This is a genomic window from Corynebacterium ihumii (assembly GCF_028609825.1).
Taxonomy (GTDB): Bacteria; Actinomycetota; Actinomycetes; order Mycobacteriales; family Mycobacteriaceae; genus Corynebacterium; species Corynebacterium afermentans.
The window spans coordinates 1,979,316-2,005,900 of record NZ_CP063190.1; the positions used below are offsets into that span (position 1 = coordinate 1,979,316).

Here is a 26,585-nt window from a genome sequence, read left to right on the forward strand (position 1 = left end):
GAATGGTGACGCAAAGCAGGCCGAGCGACGACGCGTGGCTCGACGAGCTTGAAGCGCGCCCGGCGCACCCGCGGCTGCACGGCGTCCTCCACGGCCCGCTCGCTGGCCCCTTAAGAATGGGACGGCGCGGCCGCGCGTTCGCGCAGACCACCCCGGGCAAGATCATCGTGGTGATGGTGCTGCTGACCGCCTTGCTGCTAGCGGCGGGGCTATCCATGAGCCAGTCCATGTCCAGCCGCAACCAGGCGCTGGACACGGTGCGAGAGGCCACAGAGCCGATGAGCGCGGCCGCCCACCTGCTTTCTACCTCCCTGCTGCGCGCCGACACCATGGCGGCGGGCGGGTTTGTCCAACCCGGGCCACTGTCGCACGAGGACGTGCAGGCCTACTCCGCTGCGCTGGACACTGCGGTCAGCTCCGCCAGTGAGATTTACAAGGGCGCGGTGGAGGCCGACACCGCCACTAGCGAGCGCATCGAGGAGCTGGTCAGTGAAATCCAGCGGGACCTTCCCGTCTACGCAGGCTTAAACGAGCGCGCCCGGGTGAACCAGCGAATGGGTAACCCGGTGGGCGTGGCCTACATGTCCGAGGCGTCCAGCATCATGCGCACCCGCATGCTGGTGGCCGCCTCCGAGATCAACGCGCTGACCCGCGAGGACGTGGCGAAGGAGATGCGGCGCTTGTCCGAGCCGCAGTGGGTGCCGTTGTCCGGCCTGGTCGCGGCACTCGGGTTCCTCGTGCTCACGCAGTGGTGGCTGTGGCGGGTGTTCCGCCGCCGTCTGAACAAGGGTTTTCTCGCCGGCACCCTCGCGGTGGTGGTGGCGCTGAGCTGGGCCACGGTGTCGAATTACCAGTCCTGGCGCAACGGTTCGGTGGAGTATGAGCGGGCGGCGAAGCCCTGGGAGGAGCTCACCGTCGCCCGCTTCGACGCGCTGCAGACGCGCACGGACGAGACGTTCGCGCTGCTGCGCCGCCAGTCGGTGGTGCACTCGTCGCGGGCGTTTGACGGAACGTATGCGTCGGTGAGCGCGGCGCTCGCAACGGCCGAGGCGTACGGCGGGGAGCAGCAGCTTATCGACGGCGCACGCGACGCCCTGCGCACGTGGGCCTACGAGCACAACGAGCTTGTCGGCGCTTTGAACTCCGGTAGCTACGAACAGGCGGCCGAGCTGTTGGTTTCCGGCGGCGGGGCGGGCGAGGCGCCGTTCAGGGAGCTGGACGCGACGCTGTCCAAACTCATCGCCTCCTCCCGGGAAGGCACGCAGGCCTACATCGACGCCTCGTTGGACGCGACGCGGCAGGTCTCCGCGGTGGTGGCGTTTTTGTCCATGCTGGCTGTGGTCTGCACGTGGCTGGGCATTCGCAGAAGGCTGGGTGAGTACCTGTGAGAACGACGTGGGCCGCGTGCGCGGCGGCTGTAACGGTGCTGGCGCTGGCGGGCTGCTCCGATGAGCCATCGCCGGTGCGCGCCACCATCGCCCCGGAGCAGGAAACCTCCACCACCCGCGAGCTGCTGCCGCTGCCGCCCGGCGCGACACTCGAGGGCGCGCAGGGGGTGCCGGAAGAGCCCTACGTGTCATCGAAATTGGAATGGGAGGGCTCGCTCAATCCGCGCGGGGCCGAGGAAGCCACCTCGAACTTAGACCGCATCAAGCGCCGCGGCCGGCTGGTGGTGGGCATCGACCAGTCCCTGTACCTGCTGGCGTTCCGCGACACCGCCAGCGGTGAGCTGCGCGGGCTGGAGGTGGACCTCGCCCGCGCGATCGCCGAGGACATCTTCGACGAGGAAAGCATCGGGATCAACCGCCTGGACTTGCGCTTTGTGGACTCGGCTGCGCGCGCCGACGCGCTGAACAACGGCGAGGTGGACATTGTCATCCGCACCATGTCCATTACCCCGGAGCGCGCGAAGTCTATCGACTTTTCCACCCCGTATCTGACCTCTCGTGTGCGGGTTCTGGTGCCGCGAGACCGGGGAGTGGACGACATCAACCAGCTGGGCGGCAAAACGGTGTGCATCGTCGACGGCACGAACCTGGCCCAGATCGCGCGCACGTTCACGCCGCATTCGGAGATTTTGCGCACCCGCTCCTGGTCCGACTGCCTGATGGCTACGCAGCAGTTCCAGGCGGACGCGATTGTGGCGGACGATTCCATCCTGGCAGGCTTGTCCGCGCAGGACCCGTACGTGAAGATCCTGCCGGGCACTCTGGCCTCGCAGTACTACGGCGTGGGGATCCCAAAGGGCCAGGCGGACCTGGTGAGGCAGGTCAACTCGACGCTGGAGCGGATGCGTAACGACGGCACGTGGTCGCAGCTCTACTCCACCTGGCTCGGGGGCTCCATCGCGGAGTCCTCCCCGCCGCCGCTGATGTACCGCAAGGAGGGGCAGTGAGCACTGAACGCAATGAACAGGACCCGCTAGAGCAACACACCGAGGCGGTGGCCTTCGACCCCTTCGCGGACGAGGACGATGGCGCCGAGCCGGGCACCGAGGCAGTAGCGTTTGACCCCTTCGCCGACGACGAGACTGACTACTCCGCCATGGGCGAAATGGCCGGCCTGCTCAAAGACTTGGACGAGCTGCGCAGGGGCAGCAACCGCGAGGACACCTCCAAGCGCTCGCTCAGGCTCGCCCTCGACACGTTCCGCGAGCGCCGCGGCACCCGCCGCGCCACCCGCGTCGTCGCCGACGGCATGGTTGAGCTGCCCTGGGTGGAGCCCACCGAACCGAAAGAGGCGCTGATCGACCCGGAGCCGGCCGTGGTGAAAAAGGGCATCGCCCCGCCGGCCCTACAGCCGGGCGACGTGGTGGCCAGCCAGTACGAAATCATGGGCGTGATCGCCCACGGCGGCATGGGCTGGATCTACCTGGCACAGGACCACCACGTGGCCGGGCGCGTGGTGGTGCTCAAAGGCCTGCACTCCACAGATAACCCGGACGAGGCGGCGGCCGCCGCGGCCGAGCGCGAGTTCCTGGCAGAGATGACCCACCCCGGCATTGTGCAGATCTTCAACTTCATCGACGACCCGCGCGTGCCCGGCGGGTTCACCGTCATGGAGTACGTGGGCGGGCCGAGTCTGCGGGCATGGCGGAATGCGTCGACAAGCAAAGTGCTCCAACCCGACATCGCGATTGCGTACATGCTCGAAGTGCTGCCGGCGCTGGACTACCTGCACTCGCGCGGCGTGGTGTACAACGACCTGAAGCCGGACAACATCATCGTCACCGAAGACCAGGTCAAGCTCATCGACATGGGCGCGGTCTCCGGCATCGGCGCCTACGGGTTCATCTACGGCACGAAGGGGTTCCAGGCGCCGGAGGTGACAACCGAAGGGCCTTCCGTATCCTCCGATGTGTACACCGTGGGCCGCACGCTGGCCTCGCTGGTGGTGGACCTGCCGCAGACCGACGGCGTGTACGACCCGGGCCTGCCCTCCCCCATCGACGAACCGCTGTTTCGCCAATACACCTCCCTGTACCGCCTGCTCGCCCGTTGCTGCAACGAGGACCCGGCGCAGCGCTTCACCAGCCTGACCGAGCTGGAGGCGCAGATGCTCGGCGTGCTGCGGGAAATCGTCGCCGTGCGCGACGGGCGCACCTACCCCGCGCAGCACTCCCTGTTCTCCCCGCAACGTACGACGTTCGGCACAAAACACCTGGTCTTCCGCACCGACCAGCTGATCGACGGGATCGCCCGCAGCGTGGACATCACCCCGCAGGAAGTCGTTGCCGCGCTGCCGTCGCCGCTGGTCAACCGCGACGACGTCGGCGCCGCCATGCTGCAGGGCTCCTCCTACGCCGAGCCACGCGAAACGCTGGAGACTCTGCGCCAAGCCATGACCACCCCGCAGTACGAGCACTCCGTGGAAATCTCCTTCGGAGTCGTGCGCACCATGCTCGATCTTGGCCTGACCACCCAGGCGCGCACCTGGCTGCGCTCACTTTCGGAGCGCTTCGGCGACAACTGGCGCTACTTTTGGTACGCGGGCGTTGTGGAGACACTGTTGGGCGACTTCAACTCCGCTAAGACTTCATTCTCCGAGGTGCTCAGTCAACTGCCCGGCGAGGCCGCACCGAAACTCGCCCTCGCCGCAGTCAGCGAGCTCATCCTGCAGGAAGGCGGGTATCAATCGAGCGAGCTGCTTCATAGCGGGCTCGCGCCCGCCGCTGCCGGCCTTAGCCAGCACCTCTGCGACGTGCCGGACGACGTGTTCGAGCACATGGCCGCCGACGGTGCCACAGACGGCACCTGGTCGCTGACCGTGACCTCCCCCGAGGGGCTGCGCTTCCACGCCACCCGCCTCTACGCGCTGGTGTGGATGACCAACCCCACCACCGTCTCCTCCGCATTCGGCCTAGCCCGGATGCTCATGTGCGAGGGCGAAGTGGGGTTGGCCATTAAGGCTCTGGACAAGGTCCCCAACGCGTCGCGCCACTACCGCATGGCGCGGCTGACCGCGATTTTGTGCCTGGTTGCGGAGGGCACCTCTGAAGACCAGATCCGGCTCGCCGCCCGCCGGCTGGAGCAGATCCCCTCCACCGAACCGCGGTTTTTGCAGATCAAAGTCGCCGTCATCGAGGCCGGCCTGACGTACCTGCGTTCCCACGAGGCGGCGACCAACGTGGCGCTATTCGAGTACCCGTTCACCATCCGCGGGCTGCGCCGCGGCCTCGCCCAAACGCTGCGGGACCAAGCCCGGGTAGCGCCGTACCCAAAGCACCGGTACGCGCTGGTGGACCTAGCCAATAAAGTCCGCCCGGCCACCTGGTTCTAGGAGGAGAGTTGTCATGGGGCGGGTTTAGATGAAACCGCCCATGACAGCTGCCGCGCCGCCGAGTCCGACAACCGCCAGGATGGCGATGATCACGCCCACGATCGAGCCGACGCTGCTGCCGGCCTCCTGGCCGCCCTTGCTGATCTCGCCGGCTTGCGTGTTCGGGGTCGGCTCGTTCTGGCTCGGGGACGTCCCCGGCTTCGGCGCAGGTGCCAAGGATGGTTTGGACTGGGGCGCGCCGTTGAGCTCGGTCACGGCCGTGCCGCGGGTGCCGGGCCGCACCTGGTTCGCGGTGGTGGGCACCGGTGCCGGCTTGGCCAGGGGTGGCTTCGCCGGGTCCTTCTTGCCCACGGTGTCGCGCGCGGCCTGGAGGTGCTCCGAATTGTTCTTCTCCAGTTCCTTAACCAGTTCGTCCATCTGCTCGGTGGTGTAGTTGAGCACAGAGAACTCGTTGGTTTCCTCGGCGACCAGGTGGCCGTCGGCGTTGTACACGCGGAACTTCACCGGCATGGAGGAATCCTTATAGCCGGCGGTGTTGGCGATCGGCACCTCGACTGGCACCTTGGCGTGCTCGGTCAGCGCGCCTTCCACTGGGTACGTCTCGCGGAACTTGCCGCCCGGGTAGTCCACCTGCAGGGTGAATTCGTGCAGGTCGATGCCCAGGTTGGACAGCTCCAGGTGCACCTTGGAGTCGGAGCGGTTGGCGATGATGACGTTTTTGATGCCCTCGCGCTCACCTAAGACGCGGATGCCGGCCTTGCCGTTGTTCTCCTCCGCCGCCATGACCACGAGCTCGTCTACACGCGGGTGGCTGTGGCCGGACTCGTGTGGATCCTCGTTCACGCCGGTGGAGCCGGTGGCCTTGGCAATCTCGCCGTTGACAGTGTCCAAGTTGTCCCAGTCCGGGGCGATGTTGTAGGCGCCGGTGTGGCACTGCGCGGTGCCGTCGTAGCAGGCTTGCGGGATGCCGGTGCTGTCGTTGGCGGTGGAGGTCTTGTCCGAGTAGTCGAAGTGGCTGAACTGGTACAGGTAGTTCATCACGGACTTGTACTTGGGCACGTAGGAGCTTTTCGGTTTCTTCACCTTAGACGCGCCGGAGTGGGTCAGGCCCAGGTTGTGGCCGAACTCGTGGAGGATGGTGTTGCGCATCTGCTCCTGGGACGTCATCAGGTAGTTCTTGGACACGTAGAACGCGCCGTCGGAGATGAGGCCGTTGCCGGAGGACAGGTTGCCCATCTCCTGCTGGTCGCCGATGATGCCCACACGGAAGACGGACTGGCGCGCGCCGAGCAGGTTCTTGCGGTCCTTGACCAGGCGCACACCGGGGACCTCCGCGCGGCCGTCGGCGTCCTTGAAGTAGATCGGGGCGTACGGCAGCGTGTCGCCGCCCTGGGGCTTTTCCAGACCCGGGATGTTGCTGTAGTAGTCGCCGGCGTCGATGTGGAGGTTGTAGCCGCGGCTGTCAAACAGGTCCACCAAGTCGTTGAGGATCTGGCGCGACGGGCGGTAGACGTTCACGTTCGCGTCGGCGCATTCCAGGAACTGGCCGAAGTCGTCTTCAGTGGCAGCGTACTGGCGCTTTTCAGAGCAGCCCTTGGTCTCCCATTCGGACTTCATCCAGTTCAGCTGGAGGAAAAAGTCCGGCTTCTTCGGATCCGCGCCCCAGCGGTGCAGCGGGAACTGGTTGCCGTCGGCGTCGGTGTAGCCGTTGATTTCCCACTCGTCGGGCAGCCCGTCGCCGTCGGAATCCTTCAGGGCTTCGTTGACGTCGCCGTCGATGGTCATGCGGGCGCTAAGCGATTCGGCTTGGCGCTCCCACACGCCCGCGAGGTGGCGGTCACCGTCGTTCGCGCCTGCTTCTGCGGATTGCTGGCTCTTTCCGGTGCCGGTGGAATCGGCGCCCTCGAACTTGGTGCGCAGCTGGTAGCGGCCGCCAACGTCGATGGTGTACTCGTTCGGCCGGGATTCAACGGGTTCGGAGCTGATCGGGTAGTCGTAGGACATCAGCCCGTCCGTGAGCACCAGCTTCAGATCCTTTTTGCCAGTTCTGCTGCGCAGCGCAACCCGCACGTCGACTTTCTTCGAGGTGACGGTGAAGGTGCGCACAAGCTCCACGCCGAGATTCGGGTCGGTGTGGGTCAGCGTGACAACGTCGCCTTCGTCGTTGGAGGCAGGCTGAACCTTGGTGGCCTCGCCCGCGAATTTGACCTTTTGGCCGTCCGCGTAGGCGTCCAGGTAGAACGCCGTGGGCATCAGGCCGGCGGAGAGGCTGTTGTACATCAGCCAGGACACGCGGCCCTTGTTCACGTCGACGTTTCGGAAGCCCTCGCTTGAACCGGTGGTCACGCCGACCTGGTAGCTCTTTGACAGGTCCACAGCCGCATCGGCCGTAACCGGCAGCGTGACACCGGCGGTGAGGCCGACTGCCACTGCAGCCGCGATTGCTTTCTTACCTGTGTGCATCATGCGCCTACATCCACCGCTCTAAAAAGTGTTGAAAATTATCTCGGTTATCGTACAAAACCTTGCCAGCTGCACCCAACAATCCAAGCACCGCGAGCACCCACACCCAGGGTGAGGCCTTCGAGGAGCCATTTTCGCTTTGCGACGACCCTCCGGCCGCCACGCCATCAACCTCCACAGCCACCTTGAACTGAGTCGTGGAACCGTCGGCGAGCAACACGTTCACCGGAATCTCTTTGACCTGGCCGGCGGCAGAAGCGGGAACGTGGATGTCCAGCACACTGCGGGTGCGGTCCAGGGAGACCTCCCAGCCGTCGGCGTCGAACTCGCCCAGACTGAACGGATACTTCGCAGCTGCACGGGGCACCGGCAGGGTGATTTGCGTGGTGGTGTCGGGGCGGCCGACAGCGGTAACGTCGTTAAGCACGATGCTCTCGGCGAGTGTGCCCTTGCCGGTCTTGGTGCGGACCTCAACCCTGGCAGACGTGATGGTGTGGGAGGAATCCTCGAACGTGACCTGCACCGGGATGTCGCGCGGGCCTGGCACGGTGCCGTCGTAGCTGGCGACGGTCAGATCGCCCGAGTCCGGGTCGATCTTCGTGCGCAGCCCCGGGATCGGCTTGATCAGGGAGAACGACGCACCGGTGACATTCGGATGCAGAATGGCGTTTTGGCCAGCGTTGATGGTCACGCGCGGATACTCCACCTGCGTCAGCGCCGCAGTGCCGCGCACGGTCGTCGCCGGCACCTCGACGACGCGCTGCGAACCGTCCACGAACGTCACCACCACCGGGATCAGCGCGGCCTGCGGGTCTTCCTCGTCGCCGTTGCGGGCAGCAGTGATCGCGCCCGTCTTCGGGTCCACGGACGCCTGCCAGCCATCTGCGCCGAAGGACGCGGCCAGCGCGAACGTGGCACCAGCCGGGGCCTGGCTCGGCGCCACCGTGACCGGGGTTCCGGTCTCCGTGACCTGCACTGGACGCCAGGACACGACCTGGCTGGCGGCCTCGGATTGTGTGGCCACCGGCACCGTGATCTCCTGCACGGATCCGTCCGGAAGCGTCAGCTTCAACGGGATGTCAAAGTTCGCGCCAACCGGAGCATCCTCCGGCACCTTCACGGTAATCGCGCCTGTTTCCGGATCGACCTCCACAGGCAGCGCCGTCAGGCCGGCCTGTTCGAACGTCGCGCCCGGAGACATCGAGCCCGTGGGGAACATGCGGATGTTGCCGTCCGCGTCGAAGAACGGTTTTCCGTAGCCCACGGCCGCGGAGGAGTCCGCCAGCGACGGGCCTGTCAATGCCGCAATGTGGGCGAAGACGGTGGGCTTGTCTTCTTTGTCCGAAACCGTGCCGTCGGAGTACAGCACCGTCACCGGGACCGTGATCGGCACCGGATTCTCCTCTGGAGCAGCAGCGTAGATCGCGCCAGTATCCGGGTCGATGCTGACATCCCAGCCTTTGTAGGACTTGGCCGCGCCGAGCTCGTTGCCCTTGTCGTCGTACACCGGGGCCAGCGCGTACTGGCCGATGTTCTCGCCGTCCTTATTGACGGGGAACGTGCCGTCGAGAAGCGGCACCACAACAGTCTTGCCCGGTTGCGCGCCGAGCCCCTCCTGGTAGGCGGGGTTGTACGTCTCGTTCTGCGCGCCGGCATCGACGTGGAAAACCGCCGTAGCTTCGCCGGTCGTGCCGTCCGGGTAGGTGAAATCAACTTCGATTTCGATGGTGTCACCCACCGGGTAGCGCAACGGCGCCTTCACTGTGACAACGCCGGTGTTCTCGTCGACGGTTCCCTCGGCGCTCTCGGTAGAGAACTTCGTGCCAGCAGGCAGCGGCTGACCTTCGTACTCGATGCCGTCGCGGTCCACGACGGCGATCGGCGCGCGACTGGAGTTCGTCTTGCCCGCCTGGACGTAAGTGTCCTTGTACTCCATCTTGCTAATGCGGTCCGCGTCGCTCACCGGCGCCGTCACCTTAACTGTGATGGTGTCGCGCTCCCCATCCTCGGAGACCACATCCACCGTGTACTCGCCCGGCTCTACGTCGCGGCCCGGCTCCGCCACGACCTGGCCGTCCGATGCCACGGACAGCCACTCCGGTGCGCTCCCTTCCGCGCTCACGCCGACGGTCTTAGACGGCTTGCGCTGAGGCACCGCAACCTCGGTAGTGCCTGCCTGCACGGTCAGCTTATCCCAGGCGAAGTCATCGACCGACGGGGCCGGTTTCGCGGTGGTGGGCTTGGTCGGGATGGGCTCCGTGTCGGTGGGCTCCGGTGCGGAGGTTGTCTGGCCCGACGTCACCGGAGTCGACACCCCGGTAGACACGTCAGCCGTCGAAGGCTCCGCCGTCGGCTGCTCAGTCGTCGTCGACTCACCCGAAACAGACGGCTCCACCGGCGTCTCAAACGTCCCCGGTGCAGTCGGATCCGTCACCGGAGTCGACACCCCGGTAGACACGTCAGCCGTCGAAGGCTCCGCCGTCGGCTGCTCAGTCGTCGTCGACTCACCCGAAACAGACGGCTCCACCGGCGTCTCAAACGTCCCCGGTGCAGTCGGATCCGTCACCGGAGTCGACACCCCGGTAGACACGTCAGCCGTCGAAGGCTCCGCCGTCGGCTGCTCAGTCGTCGTCGACTCACCCGAAACAGACGGCTCCACCGGCGTCTCAAACGTCCCCGGTGCAGTCGGATCCGTCACCGGAGTCGACACCCCGGTAGACACGTCAGCCGTCGAAGGCTCCGCCGTCGGCTGCTCAGTCGTCGTCGACTCACCCGAAACAGACGGCTCCACCGGCGTCTCAAACGTCCCCGGTGCAGTCGGATCCGTCACCGGAGTCGACACCCCGGTAGACACGTCAGCCGTCGAAGGCTCCGCCGTCGGCTGCTCAGTCGTCGTCGACTCACCCGAAACAGACGGCTCCACCGGCGTCTCAGACGTCCCCGGTGCAGTCGGATCCGTCACCGGAGTCGACACCCCGGTAGACACGTCAGCCGTCGAAGGCTCCGTAGTCGGCTGCTCAGTCGTCGTCGACTCACCCGAAACAGACGGCTCAGCCGGGGTGGACTCCTCGGGATCGGTTGTCATGGGAGGCGCGGTGGTGGAAGCTTCGCTCGTCGATAGGCTGCCTGGCTCCGCAACCTTGATGGAGATCTTGTCGCGCTTCACTTTGGCGTCATTGGTGACGATCTCAACATCGGCCTCGTAATCACCGGGCGTGGTCGGGGTGCCGGTGATCTTGCTGTTCTCGGAATCGTAGGTGACACCGTCCGGAAGGTTGGTCACCTCGACAGAGGAAGCGTTATCGGTAGGAATGATGATGTTCACGGGCTGGCCGGCCTCAGCCGGCGCCGGATCCTCAACAATGTTTTCTACAACCGGAGCCGGCAAGTTTGCAGAGTCCTTCACCGTGATGGTGAAGGTCTGTTCAAGCGGCCCGTTCGCACCCTCGACGACCTTGCCCCCCTGAACCAGCTGGGTTTTCACCACGGAGGTGCCTGTTTCAGTCGGGGTGCCTTTAAGGAAAATATGCTTAATGCCGCCGAAGTTTCGTTTTGTAGCGGTGATACCTGGTGGCAACGTTTTTTCGTCGATTTCCAGGCCCGAGAGCAACGAAGCGCGGTAGACGCGGATGTCGACAGCGTTGATTTCCTTCCCGGTCCAGAACACCTTGTCACTCTGCTCGACGTAGACCGGACCACTAGCAAGAGCGATCGATGCCCCAATGTTCTTAGTAGACCCGTCTTCGAAGGTTGCCAACACTGGGATCGTGTCAGATTCTGGAAGTTCAGCGTCGGGGTCGGGACTGAGCGAAATCTCACCCGTCGCAGGGTCCGCGATCCGTGCATTCCAGCCCGGATTAACACCATCTGCAAGCTCGTAGCTTTCAGGCTTCAGCACTACTAACGCCGGAGCGATCACCGTCTTTTCGCCGTACTTGACCGTTGTTGTTCCCTGATACCTCGCGGTTGAGATATCGGCGGTAGCCGCCGACGCCTGCGAGGCAGTCTGCGGGGCTGCAACCGGCTGGACGCCCGTCACCACAAGCGACAGGCCTAGAGCGCACGCGGCCACTGATGTCCCGCGCCGACGCGAAGGTACGCGGTCGTCCTTTCCAGTCAATGCAAGACCCCTTTCCTAAATTTTTTATTTATCGCTAACTAACTCAACAGCCAACAATACGGTTTTCTGCACTCGTAAACCTATATACCCAAACCCATAAAGACAACACAATTATGTTTTTTGGAGCTGTAGGACAGGCCAATAGAGGTCAGCGCAGTCTTCTGCCCTGCCATAGCCAAGATTCGGCTTGTTTTGTGCAATCCATCACAAAAGACGGAATCGTCATATGTTTGGGCGGGAACGGTCGATTCAGGCACTAGCAGATCACGCCGCTACCGAACCCGCTTTTCAATATCACCTGGAACAATAAACACTTGGACACTTGATCTGCTAGTTGCAGCTTGCACATTGCCTATCGACGCCTCCGGCACCCCCGCCAACAGCTCCCACCAGCACCAAGATCGCTGATCGTCTAGCACCCGCCGCACGCTGCTAGACGATCCGCGAACCGGCTCCGCATTTCCCCAGGTGATGATGGCATTGAGTTTCAGTATCAGGCTGATCGTCTAGCACTCTCCCCACGCTGCTAGACGATCAGGCAACAAGCGCAGCAGAAAGCCCCGCCGCCAGAACTTGCGAACTGGTGACGGGGCTCGAAGGGGCACGAAACACCCAGCGCCGCACTACCCTACACGGGCGGCGACGGCGGCGGCCTTCTGCGCGATGGCCAGCTCCTCGTTGGTGGGCACGACAAGGACTTTCACCTTGGAGTCGTCGGTGGAGATGATGCGCGGGCCGTCGTTGGGCAGCACGTTCTTCTCCGGGTCGACTTCGATACCGTACATCTTCAGGTTGTCCAGGGCGTCCATGCGCACGTGCTGATCATTCTCACCGACGCCGGCGGTGAACGTGATGGCATCCACTCGGCCTAGCGCAATCATGTAGGACCCGATGAAGCGGCGCAGCTGGTTCAGGTAGACCATGTAGGCCAGCCAGGCGTTTTCGTCTTCTTCCTCGATCATGGCGCGCAGCTCACGGAAGTCGTTGACGCCGGACAGACCCTTCACACCGGACTGGCGGTTGAGCAGGTTGTCAATCTCGTCGATGGACATGCCGCCCTGGCGCACTAGGTGGAAGATGATGCCGGGGTCGATGTCGCCGGAGCGGGTCCCCATGGCTAGGCCGGCCAGCGGGGTCAGGCCCATGGAGGTGTCAATCGGGTGGCCGTTAGCCACGGCCGACGCGGAGGCGCCGTTGCCCAGGTGCAGCACGATCTGGCGAGTGTGATTCGGGTCGCGGCCGATCAGCTCCGGCACCTGGGAGGAGACAAACTCATGGGAGGTGCCGTGGAAGCCGTAGCGGCGGATCAGGTTCTGCTCCGCCACGTCGGCGTTGACTGCGTAGAGGGCAGCGGCCGGCGGCAGGTCGCGGAAGAAACCGGTGTCGAACACCGCGACGTGCGGGATATCCGGCAGCAGGGCGCGGGCAACCTCGATGCCGTCGATGTTGGCCGGGTTGTGCAGCGGTGCCAGCGGTATCAGGTCGCGGATCATATCCACCACCGGGTCCAGGATCAGCTCCGGCTCGGAGAAGACCATGCCGCCGTGGACGACGCGGTGACCTGCGGCGACGATGTCGAGTTGGGTCGGGCCGATACCTTTGGCGTCGAGAAGCTTGAATGTTTCCTGCAGGCCGTCAGCATGCGTGGGAACCGCCATTTGCACGACGAACTTCTGGCCGTCGTGCTTGATGGTGATGCGGCCCTGGGGCTCGCCGATCTGCTCGACCAGGCCGGAGACGAACGGGTCGTCGGAGGCGTTGGCGGTCGGATCCACGATCTGGAACTTGATGGAAGAAGAACCAGAGTTAATAACGAGTACGTAGGCCATTTACTTCGCTCCCGCCTGGATCGCCGTGATGGCAACGGTGTTGACAATATCCGGCACGGTCGCGCCGCGGGACAGGTCGTTGACCGGCTTGTTCAGGCCCTGCAGCACCGGGCCAACAGCGAGGGCGCCGCCGGTGCGCTGGGCGATCTTGTAGCCCGCGTTGCCCGCCTCGAGGTCGGGGAAGATGAACACGTTGGCCTGGCCTGCAACCGGGGAATCCGGGGCCTTCTTGGCGCCGACACCCGGGTCGCATGCGGCGTCGAACTGCAGCGGGCCGTCGATGGCGACGTCCGGCGCGAGCCCCTTCGCCTTCGCGGTTGCCTCCACGGCGCGCTCCACGTCCGGGCCGGATCCGGAGGTGCCGGTGGAGTAGGACAGGATGGCCACCTTCGGGTCGATGCCGAACTGCGCGGCCGTCTTGGCGGACACGGCGGCGATCTCGCCGATCTGCTCCGCGGTCGGGTTCGGGTTCACGGCACAGTCGCCAAACGCCCAGAGGCGGTCCTGCATGACCATGAGGAAGATCGAGGACACCACGGACGCGCCCGGGGCGGTCTTGATGATCTGGAAGGACGGCTTAATCGTGTGCGCGGTGGTGTGCGCGGCACCGGAGACCATGCCGTCCGCAAGCCCCTTGTGCACCATCATGGTGCCGAAGTAAGAGACGTCCTTCATGGTCTCGCGCGCCTCTTCGACGGTCACGCCCTTCTTCTTGCGCAGCTCCGCGAACTCGGCGGCGAACTCCTCGGCGAGCTCGGATTCGAGGTGGTTGACCAAGTTAGCCTTGGACAGGTCCAGGCCCAGCTCCTGCGCGCGACGGTTCATGTCGTCCACGTCGCCGAGGATGGTCAGCTCAGCCACGCCCTGCTTGAGCAGCTGGTCCGCGGCCTGCAGGATGCGGTCGTCCTCACCCTCAGGCAGCACCACGTGCTTGCGGTTGGCCTTGGCCTGCTCAATCAGCTGGCGCTCGAACACCACGGGGCTCATCACCTGCCGGGCGTCCGCGCTGCCAATCTCAACGTCCGAAAGATCGCCGTCGCTTGTCGACGCCACGGTCGCCCCCAACTCCCCAATCCTCGCTACAGCGAGCTTGGCAGTCGCCTCATCGCCTGCGGCGAGCAGCACCGGGGCGCCAATCGCAGCGGCGAGTTGAGCATCGAAGTTGTAGTCGCCGGTACCCGCATACAGCGCCGGCTCTTCGGTGACCTGTTCGGAGTTGAAGATTTCTGCCACGCTGTCACCCGAAAGTCGCACCAGGGGCAGCTCCAAGCGGCTGGCAAGCTGCTGCAGATCCAGTCCGTCGAAGGTGCGGTTAGCGAGGGTTACCAGCAATGATTGGCGTTGAGACATGGCTTCACCTTTCGTCGTGGGCAAACATGCAACAGTTTACCGGTGCGAGCCCCGCCAAGACGAACCGAATGGTGTGATCTAATTCTCGCCGGGTTTGCCGTCGATTTTATGGATGTCCCGGACGGCCTCATCCGTGCGTTGGCGGGCCTCGGCTGCGGAATCGGCGGTGGCGAGGACCAGCGTGCCGTCGCCAAGCATTCGCACCGTAACCTCCTCCACCGCCATCGCCGCAGCGAGCGCGGCCTGCGACGGGTGCCCCTCCAAAAAGCGCACCGCACCAGGGCTGATCAGCGTCGAATCTATGGGCAGCCGCTGCGTGGCGCGCGCCTGCAGGTCGAACTGGTTGATGCGCTGGGTGACAAAGGTGACCAGGCCGTCGCGGCTCGGGCGCGGGGTGACCTGGGAGAAGTACACATCGTCGCCCGAGACGAACATCTCCACCGAGAAAATGCCGCAGCTGGCCAGCGCACCGACGATGCGCGCGGCGATGGAACGCGCGTTGTCCATCGCCGCTTCAGGCAGTGGCGCAGGCTGCCAACTCTCGACGAGCCGACCTTCCCTGTGGCGGGTGCCAATCGGCTCGCAGAACCACGTGGCCAACTCGTCCGTGCTCGGGTCAATCGAACGCGCCGCGAGGATGGTGACTTCGAAGTCGAAGTCGATGTAGCGCTCCACCACCGCGCCCTGGCCCAGACCCCGATCGGCGGCGCGCCACGCGTCCGCGAGATCCGCGTCGCTGTGCACGAAGCTGAACCCCTCGCCGTCCTTAGAGGTCGGCGCCTTAACCACGCACGGGTAGCCGATGCGCTCCACCGCGTCGTGCATCTCCTGCGGGGTCGCGGCGAACTCGTAGTCCAGGGTGGGAAGCCCCAGCTCCTCGTTGGCCTGCTTGCGCACCGCCATCCGGTCCGCGGTGTGGCGGCACGCGTCCACCGACGGCGCCACCACCGCACCGACACGCTCCGAGATCTCCTGGACCGTCTCGATCGTGTCCTCCGCATCGCCCGAGGTGACCATGATCCCCGGGTAAAACACCTCCGCAATGCTCGCGGCGCCGATGCGGGTGTCAAAGCCCATGCGTTTGTAGGCCTGCTCTAGGTCGAGCGCCATCGCGGACTCGCCCAGGATCAACGCGCGGCGCGGCATCTCCGCCGGTTCCTCGCTGGCAGCGGGCGCGGCGGGGACGGTGGGGATAGCGCCCGTGTCGTCGGCGGAGTGGTCAGCGTTGGGTCCGGTGTTGGGCCCGGCTGGGCGCTCGGAGGGGTGCTCTGCAGAGTGCGGAACAGTCATGGGAGCTGATTATCCCACAGTTCCGGGTGCGGGCTGGTACGTAAACGCGTGACGTGCGGGGATGGTTGGGCGCCCTGCTGGTTTTCGCTGGCACGGCCCACTTTCGTTTGCGCGGGCCGCTTGCTACTGTTGGCTCTACGGAGTCGGAGACTGAAAGCGGGTCTGCTGGTTTTCACCAGCACGGCCCGCTTTCGTTTTGTGTCTACTCGCACAGACCCTGGGATCCTCACCCTGGGATCGGGCGGAGTTGTCAGTGGGTGAATGCGCCACCTCGACTTGGAGGTTGTTGTGGCTGGTCGTTGGACTCCGAAAGATGTGAAGGCTGCTTCTGTTGCGCGGCTTGTTGCAGGCGATGATGTCGGCGAGATTGCTCGTGAGGCCGGTGTGGCAGAGGCCACGGTTTATGAATGGGTCAAGCAAGCTGGCGCACTCCCACCGAAGAAGGCGTTGGCGCTTCAGCGCGACCAACTCATCGACGAGGCGGTGGCGCTGGTGGCTTCAGGTATGTCGGTACCGGATGCGGCTGCGACGTTAGGCATGTCACCAGGGGCGTTGTACCAGCGGTTGGCGAAAGTCGGTGTGCTCACCGAACTGCAGCAAAAGCCCCGCATCACCCCGCAGCAGAAAGCTGACGCGGTCGCACGGGTGCTGGCTGGTGAGCCGGTTGACAAGGTTGCGGCGGCGTTCGACCGGTCTGACAATTCGGTGTATCGCTGGGTGCAACAAGCACGCCAGGAGAAAGCGGGCGGAAACCGTGATGCGTCACAGCCCGCCAACACGCCGGAGGCTTGCACGGTAAAACCACCTGCACAAAGCAAAGTTGATTCCGTGCCAGCACCAATGAAAACGCAAGCAGGCCACGCGCCTGCCGACTATGCCGAGGACCGTGTGAAAGTCGGCCGCGGAGTCCGACTGTCGTATGAAGACCGCCTGACGATCCAACATGGGTGCAACCAGGGAATGTCAGCCAGGCAGATCGCAACACTTCTGGGGCGCCACCACAGCGTGATCAGCCGGGAAATCGCCCGCAACGGGTGGGAAGTTGTCGGCGAAGACGGTGAGGCCACGGTGTACTACAACGCCCGGCAGGCCGGCCTGGGCGCCAAGGCGCGTGCGCACCGGCCGAAGGTGCGCAAGCTCGACGACAACCCGGCACTTCGCGCTGTGGTGGTGACGTGTCTTGCCCGCCGATGGTCGCCCGGGCGCATCAGTGTGTGGCTTCAGCATGCTTTCGCCGATGATGAAAGCATGCGTATTTCCCACGAAGCGATCTACAGCGCCTTGTACATCCAGGGCAAAGGCAGCTTGCGCGCCGAGCTTGAAGCGGTGATGAAGACCCAAGATGTGCTCATCCGCGGCGGCAAGCGGCGAAAAGCCCGGCCCCGTAATGCCGGTGTGCTCACCGGTAAGCCGTGGATCAAAGGCGCTGAAATCACCAAGCGCAGCCCAGAGGCTGACGACCGGGCAATCCCCGGGCACTGGGAAGGCGATCTTGTCATCGGCACCGGCGGCAAAAGCGCGCTGATTACCCTGGTGGAGCGCACCAGCCGCTACACCCTGCTTGGTCATCTGCCCACCGAACACACATCGATGACGGTGATTGAAACGATCCAGCAGATGGTCAAAGACCTCAACGCTGAACAGCTCAAGACCATCACCTGGGATCAAGGCGTGGAAATGGCTGAAACCGCACGTGTGCGCATCAAAGACGGCTGCGAGGTGTACTTTTGCGATCCGCACGCGCCGTGGCAGCGGCCGACCAACAAGAACACCAACGGTGAGATCCGGCGCCGGTTCTACAAGAAAGGCACCGACTTCGCCGAAGTAACCCCCGAGCACGTCGCCTGGGTACAAGACGAACACACCACGACAAGTCCTCGGCGGAGCAACCCCACGTGAGATACTCCAGCAAATATTCAAACGTGGCGCATTAACCGCTTGATCCCGCCCCCCCCCTTTCCGTCACAGACAGTTGTCCAACTTGTGGCTCGAAACGCCCGCTATCTGCATGTTTGATAGCACTAACACGGTCGTGAAAAGGCGGTGGCCTGTCGGGCAGACCCGAACAGGCCACTATTCTGAGAAATTGTTGAGACTTTTGAATCCACCCGCTAAAGGGGGTGAGCTACCGCTGCATCACACCGTGACGCACGATGGTCTGGTCACGGCCCGGGCCGACGCCGATGTAGGAGATCGGCGCACCGGAAAGCTCCTCGAGTCGCAGCACGTAGTCCTGGGCCTTCTGCGGCAGGTCTTCAAACTCCCGGCACTCGGTAATGTCCTCGTCCCAGGCAGGCATGGTTTCGTAGATCGGCTCGGCGTGGTGGAAATCGGTCTGCGTCAGCGGCATCTCGTCGAAGCGCTTGCCGTCCACGTCGTAGGCCACACAGATGGGGATCTCCCCGATGCCGGTGAGCACGTCCAGTTTGGTCAAGAACAGGTCGGTGAAGCCGTTGACGCGGGAGGCGTAGCGCGCGATCACGCTGTCGTACCAGCCGGTGCGGCGCACGCGCCCGGTGTTCACACCCACCTCGCCGCCGGTGACCTGGAGGAACTCGCCCCACTTATCAAACAGCTCCGTCGGGAACGGGCCGGCACCCACGCGGGTGGTGTACGCCTTAATAATGCCCAGCACCCCGGTGATGCGAGTCGGGCCGATGCCGGAGCCCACACAGGCGCCGCCGGCGGTTGGGTTGGAGGACGTGACAAACGGGTAGGTGCCGTGGTCCACATCCAGCATCGTGGCCTGGCCGCCTTCCATGAGTACGTGCTCGCCACGGTCCAGGGCGTCGTTAAGCACACGCTCCGCATCAATGACCATGGGCGCGAGACGCTCGCCGTAGCGGCCAAAGTAGTCCATCGTCTCCTCCACGGAGATCGCGCGGCGGTTGTACATCTTCACCAGCATCTGGTTCTTCACGTCCAGCGCGGACTCGATCTTCTGGCGCAGGATGGACTCGTCGAAGACGTCCTGCACGCGCAGGCCCACGCGCGCGACCTTGTCGGCATAGGTGGGGCCAATACCGCGGCCGGTGGTGCCGATGGCGCGCTTGCCCAAGAAGCGCTCCTGCACGCGGTCCAGCTGCTGGTGGTACGGCGCCACCATGTGCGCGTTGGCCGAGACCTTCAGGCGCGAGGCGTTGGCGCCGCGGGCCTCGAGCCCGTCGATCTCCTCGAACAGCGCCTCCAGGTTCACCACCACGCCGTTGCCAAGGATCGGGGTGGCGTTCTCGCTGAGCACGCCGGCGGGTAACAGCTTCAGCTCGTACTTCTCCCCACCCACCACAACGGTGTGGCCCGCGTTGTTGCCGCCGTTGGGTTTAACCACGTAATCGACCTTGCCGCCGAGGATGTCGGTCGCTTTGCCTTTGCCCTCGTCGCCCCACTGGGCGCCCACAATGATGATGGCGGACATCGCACACTCCTTATATATGGCGCAATAACGGCCATATTGTAGCGTGAGCGCCATGCGGCTCATCCACTGCGCGTGCGGCGACGCGCCCGTCATCCCCGGCGCCCAGCGCTTCGACCTTCCCCAGCACCCCAGCCAGCGGGAACTGAAGTTTTTGACGCAGATCGCCCGCGAGGTGTTGCCGGAGGATCCCACCCCATCCTTGGATGAGATTCAGGCCAGCCCGAACGTGTCCCACCTCGGCGAGCCGGCGTTCGCGCCCCAGCGCCCCGCAGAAGCAGTGCGCGTGATTGTTTCCGGCGACGACCGCGCGCTCGGCCTCGTGCTCACCCGCCTCATGCGCGTGGACGTGATGTGGGTGGAGGTCGGTTACGTGCCCGTCGATAGGCACTCGCCCGCAGCGCTCGTGTGGGGCGCAGGCGATATAGCACTCGCGGTTGAGGGCACGGTGCGGCCGATGCCCTGCGTGCGCACGGACTTCGGCGAGGCGGTTGCGGGGTCCGCGGAGCTCTACACCGGCGACGGGTCGGCGCCCTACGTAGGCGAAATTGTCGTGGATTCGGAGGTGCTCGTCGGCGGCGACGAGTACGGCGCACGGCTCGTGCCCACCGTGGACGCGCCCGGGCTGGTCGCGGTCCCCTTCACCAGCCCGCTGGTGCCCACGCGTCGCTTCCTCCGACGGCTTCCCGTGCGCCGCACCGACTCCTCCCGGGTGCTCGCGGGCCGCGCGCTGCAATCCGGGGGCGAGGAAATTGCCGTACTTATCGACGGCACTCTGCGCCCCCGACCCGTCTCCCGGGTCACCTTTTACCGCCATTTACGCGACATCCAGAGCGTGCGAGAGCCCTAGATTCCTAAAAGTGATTTATCTCACAGTGGGATTTATGTGGCGCTTGGTTAGCGTTTCGTTATCTCGTCGGTATTTGAAAGTGTTGTAGGTTTTTTCGTTTTCGGTGCCGTCGATAGGCAAATGCCCACGTCACAGACGCATTTAAGGGGCTACCTGAAACTGGGAGGTTTGTCGCTCGAACTTTTGTTCAGTGACCCAAATTTGGACGACCGTCCAGACGTAGGGGCGGGGCCTTCCCTACATTCGGATTTGTTCCCGCAAGGACCGCTTCAGACGGGAAACGCGGGGCACGACAAATCTACTAGCCGAATTCTTTAAGGAGAAATCATGGCTGACTTCAACCGCATCGAGGACCTGGCAAACGCCACCGCTTACGACGTCGACGGCGACAAGGTTGGCGGCGTCAAGGACGTTTACGTCAACGACACCACCGGCCAGCCGGACTTCGTTTCCGTCAACCACGGCCTCTTCGGCGGCGGCGACTCCATCGTCCCGCTGCGCGGCCACACCCTGCGTGATGGCGAGCTGCACCTCGCATTCCAGAAGGACCGCATCGAGGACGCTCCGGATCTGGACGAGAACGGCCACCTCACCACCGAGGACCAGGACGCGTTCTACCGCCACTACGGCCTGGAGAACACCCAGGACGTGACCACCTACGAGACCGGTAACCGCTTCGCAGAGACCGGCGCCGCCGGTGCCGCAGGTGCTGCTGGCGCAGGTGCTGGTTACGCAGCTGGCGAGCGCAACGTCGACACCGAGCGCCGCGACGTTGTCGACGCTGACCGCCGCGATGTCGCTGACAACGGCGAGATCGTCCGCTCCGAGGAGCAGCTGAACGTCTCCAAGGACCGCGTCGAAACCGGCGAGGTTCGCCTGCGCAAGTACGTTGTCAACGAGACCGAGACCGTTGAGGTCCCGGTTGAGCGCGAAGAGGTCCGCGTTGTCCGCGAGCCGATCACCGACGCTGACCGCGCCAACTACGACGGCAACATCAGCGAGCAGGAAGCATCCGTCACCCTCTCCGAGGACCGCGTGAACGTTTCCAAGGAGTCCGTCCCGGTAGAGAAGGTCTCCCTGGAGAAGGACACCGTCCGCGACACCGAGACCGTCTCCGAGGAGGTCCGCAAGGAGCGCTTCGAGACCGACGGCGTTGTCGAGGGCGACGTCGAGGGCGACATCAACAAGCGCTAAACACTGAGCGCTGAGCGCTTGAGCGCTAGACGCCTCAAACCCCGGCTGGGTTTTCCTCCCAGCCGGGGTTTTCGCTGTGCGTGGGGGCGGGGGTGGGCGGAGGCAGCCACCACCCCCAAACCGCCCCTTTCACCGCGGATCCAGCTAGTAGGACCCAGCTATCTCGCTCTGAGAGGCGATTAGCTGGATCCTTGTAGCTGGATCCGCGGAAAACCGAACGTGGGGTGGGGAGATCAGGCGGCGCGGAAGACGGGGCGCAACGGTGCCGCGCATCGCGAGCACCGCCGACGAGAGCGAGCGCACCGCCCCCAGGCGCGCTAGTCGAAGTCGAAGGCTTCCGGCTCTACCTTCGGTGTCTTCGAGGTTGGCGCAAGCGCCGCGAGCGCTGACTCGTTGGACATGCCGCACACCATCAGCAGATCCACGATCAAGGACCGCGTCTGCGCCAAGACGGCGTACGCGGACAGCACGCCGTCTTCCGGGATGACGTCCATGCCAGCCTCCTGAGCAGCCTGACGCAGCTCATTGACGCACTTCGGGATCACGGTGGCCTGGGTGACGCGAGAGTTGACGTCGTAGACCTCGGAAAGTTCCAGGCACACCTGGGAAAGGGTGTCCAGGAGTTGGATTTGGGCGGTGGTGGCGGAATCGTTGTCGTCGGCAAGCACGCCCGCCCTACGCGCCAACACACGAGTCGTGCGCACCGCATTATCGACGGGCGGGATCACGCGCGCGAGCGAATTGATGTAGCGGCGCGTACCCCACAGAAATGGCGAGACTCGCGACGTCTCCTGGCCAGCCTTGATGGCAGCGGCGAGAGCGTCGATGCCGGTCTGAGTGCCGCGGATCAGGTCGAGAGCTTCGTCGATGCTCGCAGGATCGTTGTCGCGCAATCCGTCCGAGACGTCGTCGAGCACCGACGACATGATGCCCAACACCTTGGACACCTCCGCACGCGCCGACTGCATCGGGGCCTGAGGGATCAGCGCGATAGTGGCCAACGCAACCAGGCAGCCGATGATCGCGTCCACGGTGCGGTCAATACCCGTGACTTCAGCGTCCGGCGGCATGATCGTGGCGATCAGGATCGCACCGATCGCGGCCTGGTTGTTCACCAGGATCGAACTAGACAAGAATGACGCAATAAGCAACGACCCAGCGACGATGACCGCGATCTGCCAGCCGCCGTCGCCGAGCCGGTAGAAGATGAGGTCGCCCACTAAAACGCCGAGGATGCAGCCGAGCGCCATATCCAGAGACTTGGAAACGCGATCTCCGCCCGTCATACCAATAATGATGACCACGCTGATCGGCGCGAAAAACGGGCGCGGGTGGCCGGCAACGTCGCGCGCCAAGAAATAGGCCAAGCCCGCCGCGAGACCGATCTGCATAATCGGGAGCAGACGCTTGCGCACACGCTTCAAGCGCGCCTGCACCGACTTATCTACCTGCTGAAGACGCTCCCGCGTACCCATCCTCTGCTTCGCCATGGTTAGACAGTCTAGGCGGGAGGGCAACCGGTTCCGGGTAAACGAAAAACCCCCGGGGAGGGCCGGAGGTTTCGTCGATAAGCAAAGAGTGCTTACTTGGACACGGACTTCCCCACGGAGTGGAGGTCCTGGCACGCCTCGATGACGCGCTCGGACATGGCCTGCTCGGCCTTCTTCAGGTACGAGCGCGGGTCGTAGGTCTTCTTGTTGCCCACCTCGCCGTCGATCTTGAGCACACCGTCGTAGTTGGAGAACATGTGCGCCGCGACCGGGCGGGTGAACGCGTACTGGGTGTCGGTGTCCACGTTCATCTTGATCACGCCGTAGCGCAGGGACTCCTCGATCTTCTCCTTCTCCGAACCGGAGCCGCCGTGGAAGACGAAGTCGAAGGGCTGGGCGCCCTCGTCCAGGCCCAGCTTGCGGGCGGCGACCTTCTGGCCCATGTCCAGGACCTCCGGACGCAGCTTCACGTTGCCCGGCTTGTACACGCCGTGGACGTTGCCGAAGGTAGCCGCCAGCAGGTAGCGGCCGTTCTCGCCGGTGCCGAGGGCGTCAACGGTCTTCTCAAAATCTGCCTCGGTGGTGTACAGGTTCGCGCCGGCCTTCGCCTCAACGCCGTCCTCTTCACCACCGACGACGCCGATCTCCACCTCGAGGATGATGTTCGCGGCCTTCGCCTTCGCCAGCAGCTCCTGGGCGATCTCCAGGTTCTCGTCGATCGGCACCGCGGAGCCGTCCCACATGTGGGACTGGAACAGCGGCAGCTCGCCGCGGTCCACGCGCTCCTGGGAAATGGCGATAAGCGGACGGACGTAGTCGTCCAGCACTTCCTTCTGGCAGTGGTCAGTGTGCAGCGCGATGTTGACGTCGTAGTGCTGCGCCACCTCGTGCGCGAACGCCGCCAGCGCCTTTGCGCCCGCAACCTTGTTCTTCACGCCCAGGCCGGAACCGAACTCAGCGCCGCCGAGGGAGAACTGGATGATGCCGTCAGACTCCGCCTCAGCGAAACCCTTGATTGCCGCGTTGATGGTCTCCGACGAGGTGCAGTTGATCGCCGGGAACGCGAAGCCGCCCTTCTTGGCGGTGTCCAGCATCTGGTTGTAGACCTCGGGGGTTGCGATAGGCATGGAAATCCTCCTGCTAGGGGTTGCAGTTACGTCCCCAGTATGCCCGTTTTACGCCTGCGCTGCAGCCACCCTCGCCGCCGCCTCCAGCAGCATCCAGCCGGAAAGTTGGACGGACAGGTCGCGTTCGTCGATACGCACAAGCCCCACCGCCTCGCTTATCGACGACGGCCCGAGCCCGTAGTTGTGCGGCAACTTCGCATCCTGCGTCCACTCCGCAGCGAACACCGGCAAACCGTCCACCTCAAGGCGGTGCGACCACAGCGAATCCGCCGACTGCATAACCAGTCGCGCCGCGATCTTGCGGGTGGCGATGTTCTCCTTCGAATCCTCCGGCAGCCGCATCGCCACCTCCGCCAGGTAGCGTGCGAGGATGCCCTTGAATAGGCCGCCGTCGCCCTCCCCGGACTCCTCCGGCGGGCTCAGCAACACACCCTGCGGGGTAGCCAGGTTCAGCGCCACCGACTGCACGATCGCGCGGATGTGGGTGATGTAGAACATCGACGCGTCCGCGCGCTCCGAGTAGACGAAGGAATCGATCTGCTCGTTGTATGCCAGGCCAACGTCCTCACGCAGCGCGAGTGCGATTTCCAGGCTCGCACCAAGTGCGGTGCCCTGGTTGTACGTGTAAATCTTATCCACGACCTCCGGTCCGCTCATGCGCATCCGAATGCCATCGTCGAGCAGGCCGTCCTCGCGCACCAGATTGTCGAAGATCCAGTCCACAATCTCACGCGCCTTATCCAGCCTGCCCGTGCGGGCGAACAGCAAAGCCGCAGTGGCATTCGACGGCACGTTGTAGAACGTCTCGCCGCTTCGCCAAGGCAGCACGCCCGTGACCGGGTCGATGCCCGCGAGCAGATCAAACTCCAGATCGTCCAAGTGGCGGTTGCGCTTGATGCCGCCGATGCGGGTCGCGCGGTTCCACGCCAGTGCCAACCACGCCTTGTCGTCGTAGTGGACGTTGGTGAGCAGCTTGCCCCGGTTGCGGCGCTGCACCCCGCGCAACGTGTCCGCGATCCGGCGGCGGCGGGTCTTGGTTTCCCGGCGGGTAGCGGCGTCGACCTGACAATCCAGGTACTGCGCCTGCCACCAGTAGTGCCAGTGCCAAAACAGACGGTCCTTGGGGCCCGGCGGCCACGTCACCACCGCCAGATTCGTTTTGGGCAAGCCCCAGAGCTTTTGCGCGTGGCGTTCATTTACGGCAGATTCAGCCAGGTCAGCGCGGTGCGCCCACGTTTCCGGCACTAGGGACTCCTCAAGTTCAAACGGTTCGTACCTATATTGCCAGAGGGACCGGTTTCGTTTCACCGGTTCTGGCGGGTTTTAGGGGTTCTGGCCGCCCAGCTAAACGAAACGCGCAAAAGTTGACATCCGAGACGGCTGCCCAACTTTAAACACACAGGTCATACGCTTATAAGCTTTTGGGCATGTAAGTTCTTACGAAACTCGGGCAGGAAGGGGCCGCCAGCGAGATCCTTACCAGGCTTGGGAGAGGTCCGCGTGCTGGCGGACCCAGGCGTGCATGGCGATGCCGGCGGCCACCCCCGCGTTGATAGACCGGGTGGAGCCGAACTGGGCGATCGAGCAGGTCATCACCGACGCCTGTTGGGCGGCTTCGGTCACGCCTGGCCCTTCCTGACCAAACAGCAGCACGCACTCGCGGGGAATCTCGGCGGTCTCCAGCGGCACGGAGCCGGGAGTGTTGTCGATGGCGACTACCGGAATCCCCTCAGCGGCGGCCCATTCCATGAGGTCGGCGACGGTTTCGTGGTGGCGGATGTGCTGGTAGCGGTCCGTGACCATGGCGCCGCGCCGGTTCCACCGCTTGCGCCCGACAATGTGCACCTCGCGTGCCAAAAAGGCGTTGGCGGTGCGCACCACGGTGCCGATGTTCATGTCGTTTTCGAAGTTCTCGATGGCCACGTGGAAGGGATGCCGGCGCTGGTCAAGGTCCTCCACGACCGCGTCCAGCGACCAGTAGCGGTACGCGTCGACGACGTTGCGGCGGTCGCCGTCGCGGAGAAACTCCGGGTCGTAGCGGGGGTCTTCGGGCCACTGGCCTTCCCAGGGGCCGACGCCGTGGCGGCCTTCGTTCCATTCGGTGGGGCCGCGGAGCTCCTCGTTGGACGAGTTGGACACGTCAGGCAAGTTAGGCAAGGCCCAGGTCTTCGAGTCCGAGGAGGAAACGGTACTCCAGGCCGGCGTCGCGGAGCACCTGGTCGGCGCCGGTCGCGCGGTCGACGACGGTGGCCACCGCGACCACCTCGGCGCCCTCCTCGCGGCATGCCTCGACGGCGGTCAGCGGCGAGTTTCCGGTGGTGGTGGTGTCCTCGACCACCAGCACGCGCTTGCCCTTGATGGACGGGCCCTCGATGCGGCGCTGCATGCCGTGCTTCTTCGCCTCCTTGCGCACCACAAACGAGTCGATCGGGCGGCCGGGGGCGTGCATGACGGCGGTGGCCACCGGGTCGGCGCCCAGGGTGAGGCCGCCGACGGCGTCGAAGTCCAGGTCGTCGGTGAGTTCGCGCAGCAGCTGGCCGATCAGCGGGCTGGCCTCGTGATGCAGCGTCGCGCGGCGCAGATCCACGTAGTAGTCCGCCTCCTTGCCCGAAGACAGGGTCACCTTGCCGTGCACCACTGCCAGCTCTTTGACCAGCTCAGCGAGTTTTTCCTTCATCGTT

The 26,585-nt window shown here is 64.5% G+C and carries 16 protein-coding genes and 2 pseudogenes; 7 read left to right on the forward strand and 11 right to left on the reverse strand.

Annotation, left to right across the window (positions count from 1 at the left end; genetic code table 11):
- The first annotated feature begins 2 nt into the window (after positions 1-2).
- From CIHUM_RS09680 to CIHUM_RS09690, 3 genes are read left to right on the forward strand one after another with little or no spacing between them, the layout of a single operon-like run.
- Entirely contained in the window at positions 3-1,388 is a 1,386-nt protein-coding gene (locus CIHUM_RS09680) for a hypothetical protein (protein WP_035000137.1), read from the forward strand.
- Positions 1,385-2,395 (forward strand): glutamate ABC transporter substrate-binding protein, encoded by a 1,011-nt coding sequence (locus CIHUM_RS09685; RefSeq protein WP_035000138.1) that lies wholly within the window; start codon positions 1,385-1,387, stop codon positions 2,393-2,395. The genes CIHUM_RS09680 and CIHUM_RS09685 overlap by 4 nt, the downstream gene beginning before the upstream one ends.
- Positions 2,392-4,779, forward strand: coding sequence for a serine/threonine protein kinase (locus CIHUM_RS09690; RefSeq protein WP_035000140.1), 2,388 nt, complete (start codon positions 2,392-2,394; stop codon positions 4,777-4,779). The genes CIHUM_RS09685 and CIHUM_RS09690 overlap by 4 nt, the downstream gene beginning before the upstream one ends.
- Positions 4,780-4,803: 24 nt before the next feature.
- On the opposite strand, the gene CIHUM_RS09695 is transcribed toward CIHUM_RS09690, so the two are convergent.
- From CIHUM_RS09695 to CIHUM_RS09715, 5 genes are all read right to left on the reverse strand, one after another.
- Positions 4,804-7,245 carry a hypothetical protein gene (locus CIHUM_RS09695; protein WP_035000141.1) on the reverse strand — a complete coding sequence of 814 codons (2,442 nt, stop codon included), beginning with the start codon at positions 7,243-7,245 and terminating at the stop codon, positions 4,804-4,806.
- Between the two features lie 4 nt (positions 7,246-7,249).
- Positions 7,250-11,314, reverse strand: a complete 4,065-nt coding sequence (locus CIHUM_RS09700; RefSeq protein ID WP_420536131.1) for a Rib/alpha-like domain-containing protein — start codon at positions 11,312-11,314, stop codon at positions 7,250-7,252.
- Positions 11,315-11,985: 671 nt separating this feature from the next.
- Positions 11,986-13,191, reverse strand: coding sequence for an acetate kinase (locus CIHUM_RS09705; RefSeq protein ID WP_035000144.1), 1,206 nt, complete (start codon positions 13,189-13,191; stop codon positions 11,986-11,988).
- A complete protein-coding gene (gene pta / locus CIHUM_RS09710; protein WP_035000145.1) occupies positions 13,192-14,541 on the reverse strand; it encodes a phosphate acetyltransferase in 1,350 nt (449 codons plus the stop codon).
- Positions 14,542-14,619: 78 nt separating this feature from the next.
- Positions 14,620-15,831, reverse strand: a complete 1,212-nt coding sequence (locus CIHUM_RS09715) for an ATP-grasp domain-containing protein (protein WP_243427183.1) — start codon at positions 15,829-15,831, stop codon at positions 14,620-14,622.
- A gap of 537 nt (positions 15,832-16,368) precedes the next feature.
- On the opposite strand from CIHUM_RS09715, the pseudogene CIHUM_RS09720 reads away from it, so the two are divergent.
- Together CIHUM_RS09720 and CIHUM_RS09725 are read left to right on the forward strand one after the other, a co-directional pair.
- Positions 16,369-16,590, forward strand: a pseudogene (locus CIHUM_RS09720) (transposase); the annotation flags it as partial.
- Between the two features lie 81 nt (positions 16,591-16,671).
- Positions 16,672-17,773 (forward strand): annotated as a pseudogene (locus CIHUM_RS09725) (IS30 family transposase).
- A gap of 183 nt (positions 17,774-17,956) precedes the next feature.
- Here the strand turns inward: CIHUM_RS09725 and CIHUM_RS09730 are convergent.
- Complete coding sequence (locus CIHUM_RS09730) at positions 17,957-19,246, reverse strand: adenylosuccinate synthase (RefSeq protein WP_035000146.1); 1,290 nt, start codon at positions 19,244-19,246, stop codon at positions 17,957-17,959.
- Positions 19,247-19,298: 52 nt separating this feature from the next.
- On the opposite strand from CIHUM_RS09730, the gene CIHUM_RS09735 reads away from it, so the two are divergent.
- Positions 19,299-20,093, forward strand: a complete 795-nt coding sequence (locus CIHUM_RS09735) for a hypothetical protein (RefSeq protein ID WP_035000147.1) — start codon at positions 19,299-19,301, stop codon at positions 20,091-20,093.
- A gap of 327 nt (positions 20,094-20,420) precedes the next feature.
- Positions 20,421-21,287 carry a PRC and DUF2382 domain-containing protein gene (locus tag CIHUM_RS09740; protein WP_035000148.1) on the forward strand — a complete coding sequence of 289 codons (867 nt, stop codon included), beginning with the start codon at positions 20,421-20,423 and terminating at the stop codon, positions 21,285-21,287.
- 317 nt (positions 21,288-21,604) lie between these two features.
- Here CIHUM_RS09740 and CIHUM_RS09745 read toward each other — a convergent pair whose 3' ends face one another.
- The 5 genes from CIHUM_RS09745 to pyrE form a co-directional block, all read right to left on the reverse strand.
- Positions 21,605-22,777 (reverse strand): FUSC family protein, encoded by a 1,173-nt coding sequence (locus CIHUM_RS09745; RefSeq protein WP_035000149.1) that lies wholly within the window; start codon positions 22,775-22,777, stop codon positions 21,605-21,607.
- Between the two features lie 92 nt (positions 22,778-22,869).
- Positions 22,870-23,904, reverse strand: a complete 1,035-nt coding sequence (gene fbaA / locus CIHUM_RS09750; RefSeq protein WP_035000150.1) for a class II fructose-bisphosphate aldolase — start codon at positions 23,902-23,904, stop codon at positions 22,870-22,872.
- A 48-nt stretch (positions 23,905-23,952) separates the two neighbouring features.
- Complete coding sequence (locus CIHUM_RS09755; RefSeq protein WP_035000151.1) at positions 23,953-25,149, reverse strand: glycoside hydrolase family 76 protein; 1,197 nt, start codon at positions 25,147-25,149, stop codon at positions 23,953-23,955.
- A 231-nt stretch (positions 25,150-25,380) separates the two neighbouring features.
- Positions 25,381-26,061, reverse strand: a complete 681-nt coding sequence (locus CIHUM_RS09760; RefSeq protein ID WP_262360377.1) for a TrmH family RNA methyltransferase — start codon at positions 26,059-26,061, stop codon at positions 25,381-25,383.
- Positions 26,054-26,581: an orotate phosphoribosyltransferase gene (gene pyrE, locus CIHUM_RS09765; protein ID WP_035000152.1), complete on the reverse strand. Its 528-nt coding sequence runs from the start codon at positions 26,579-26,581 to the stop codon at positions 26,054-26,056. Before pyrE ends, CIHUM_RS09760 begins: the two co-directional genes overlap by 8 nt.
- Positions 26,582-26,585 lie beyond the last annotated feature (4 nt).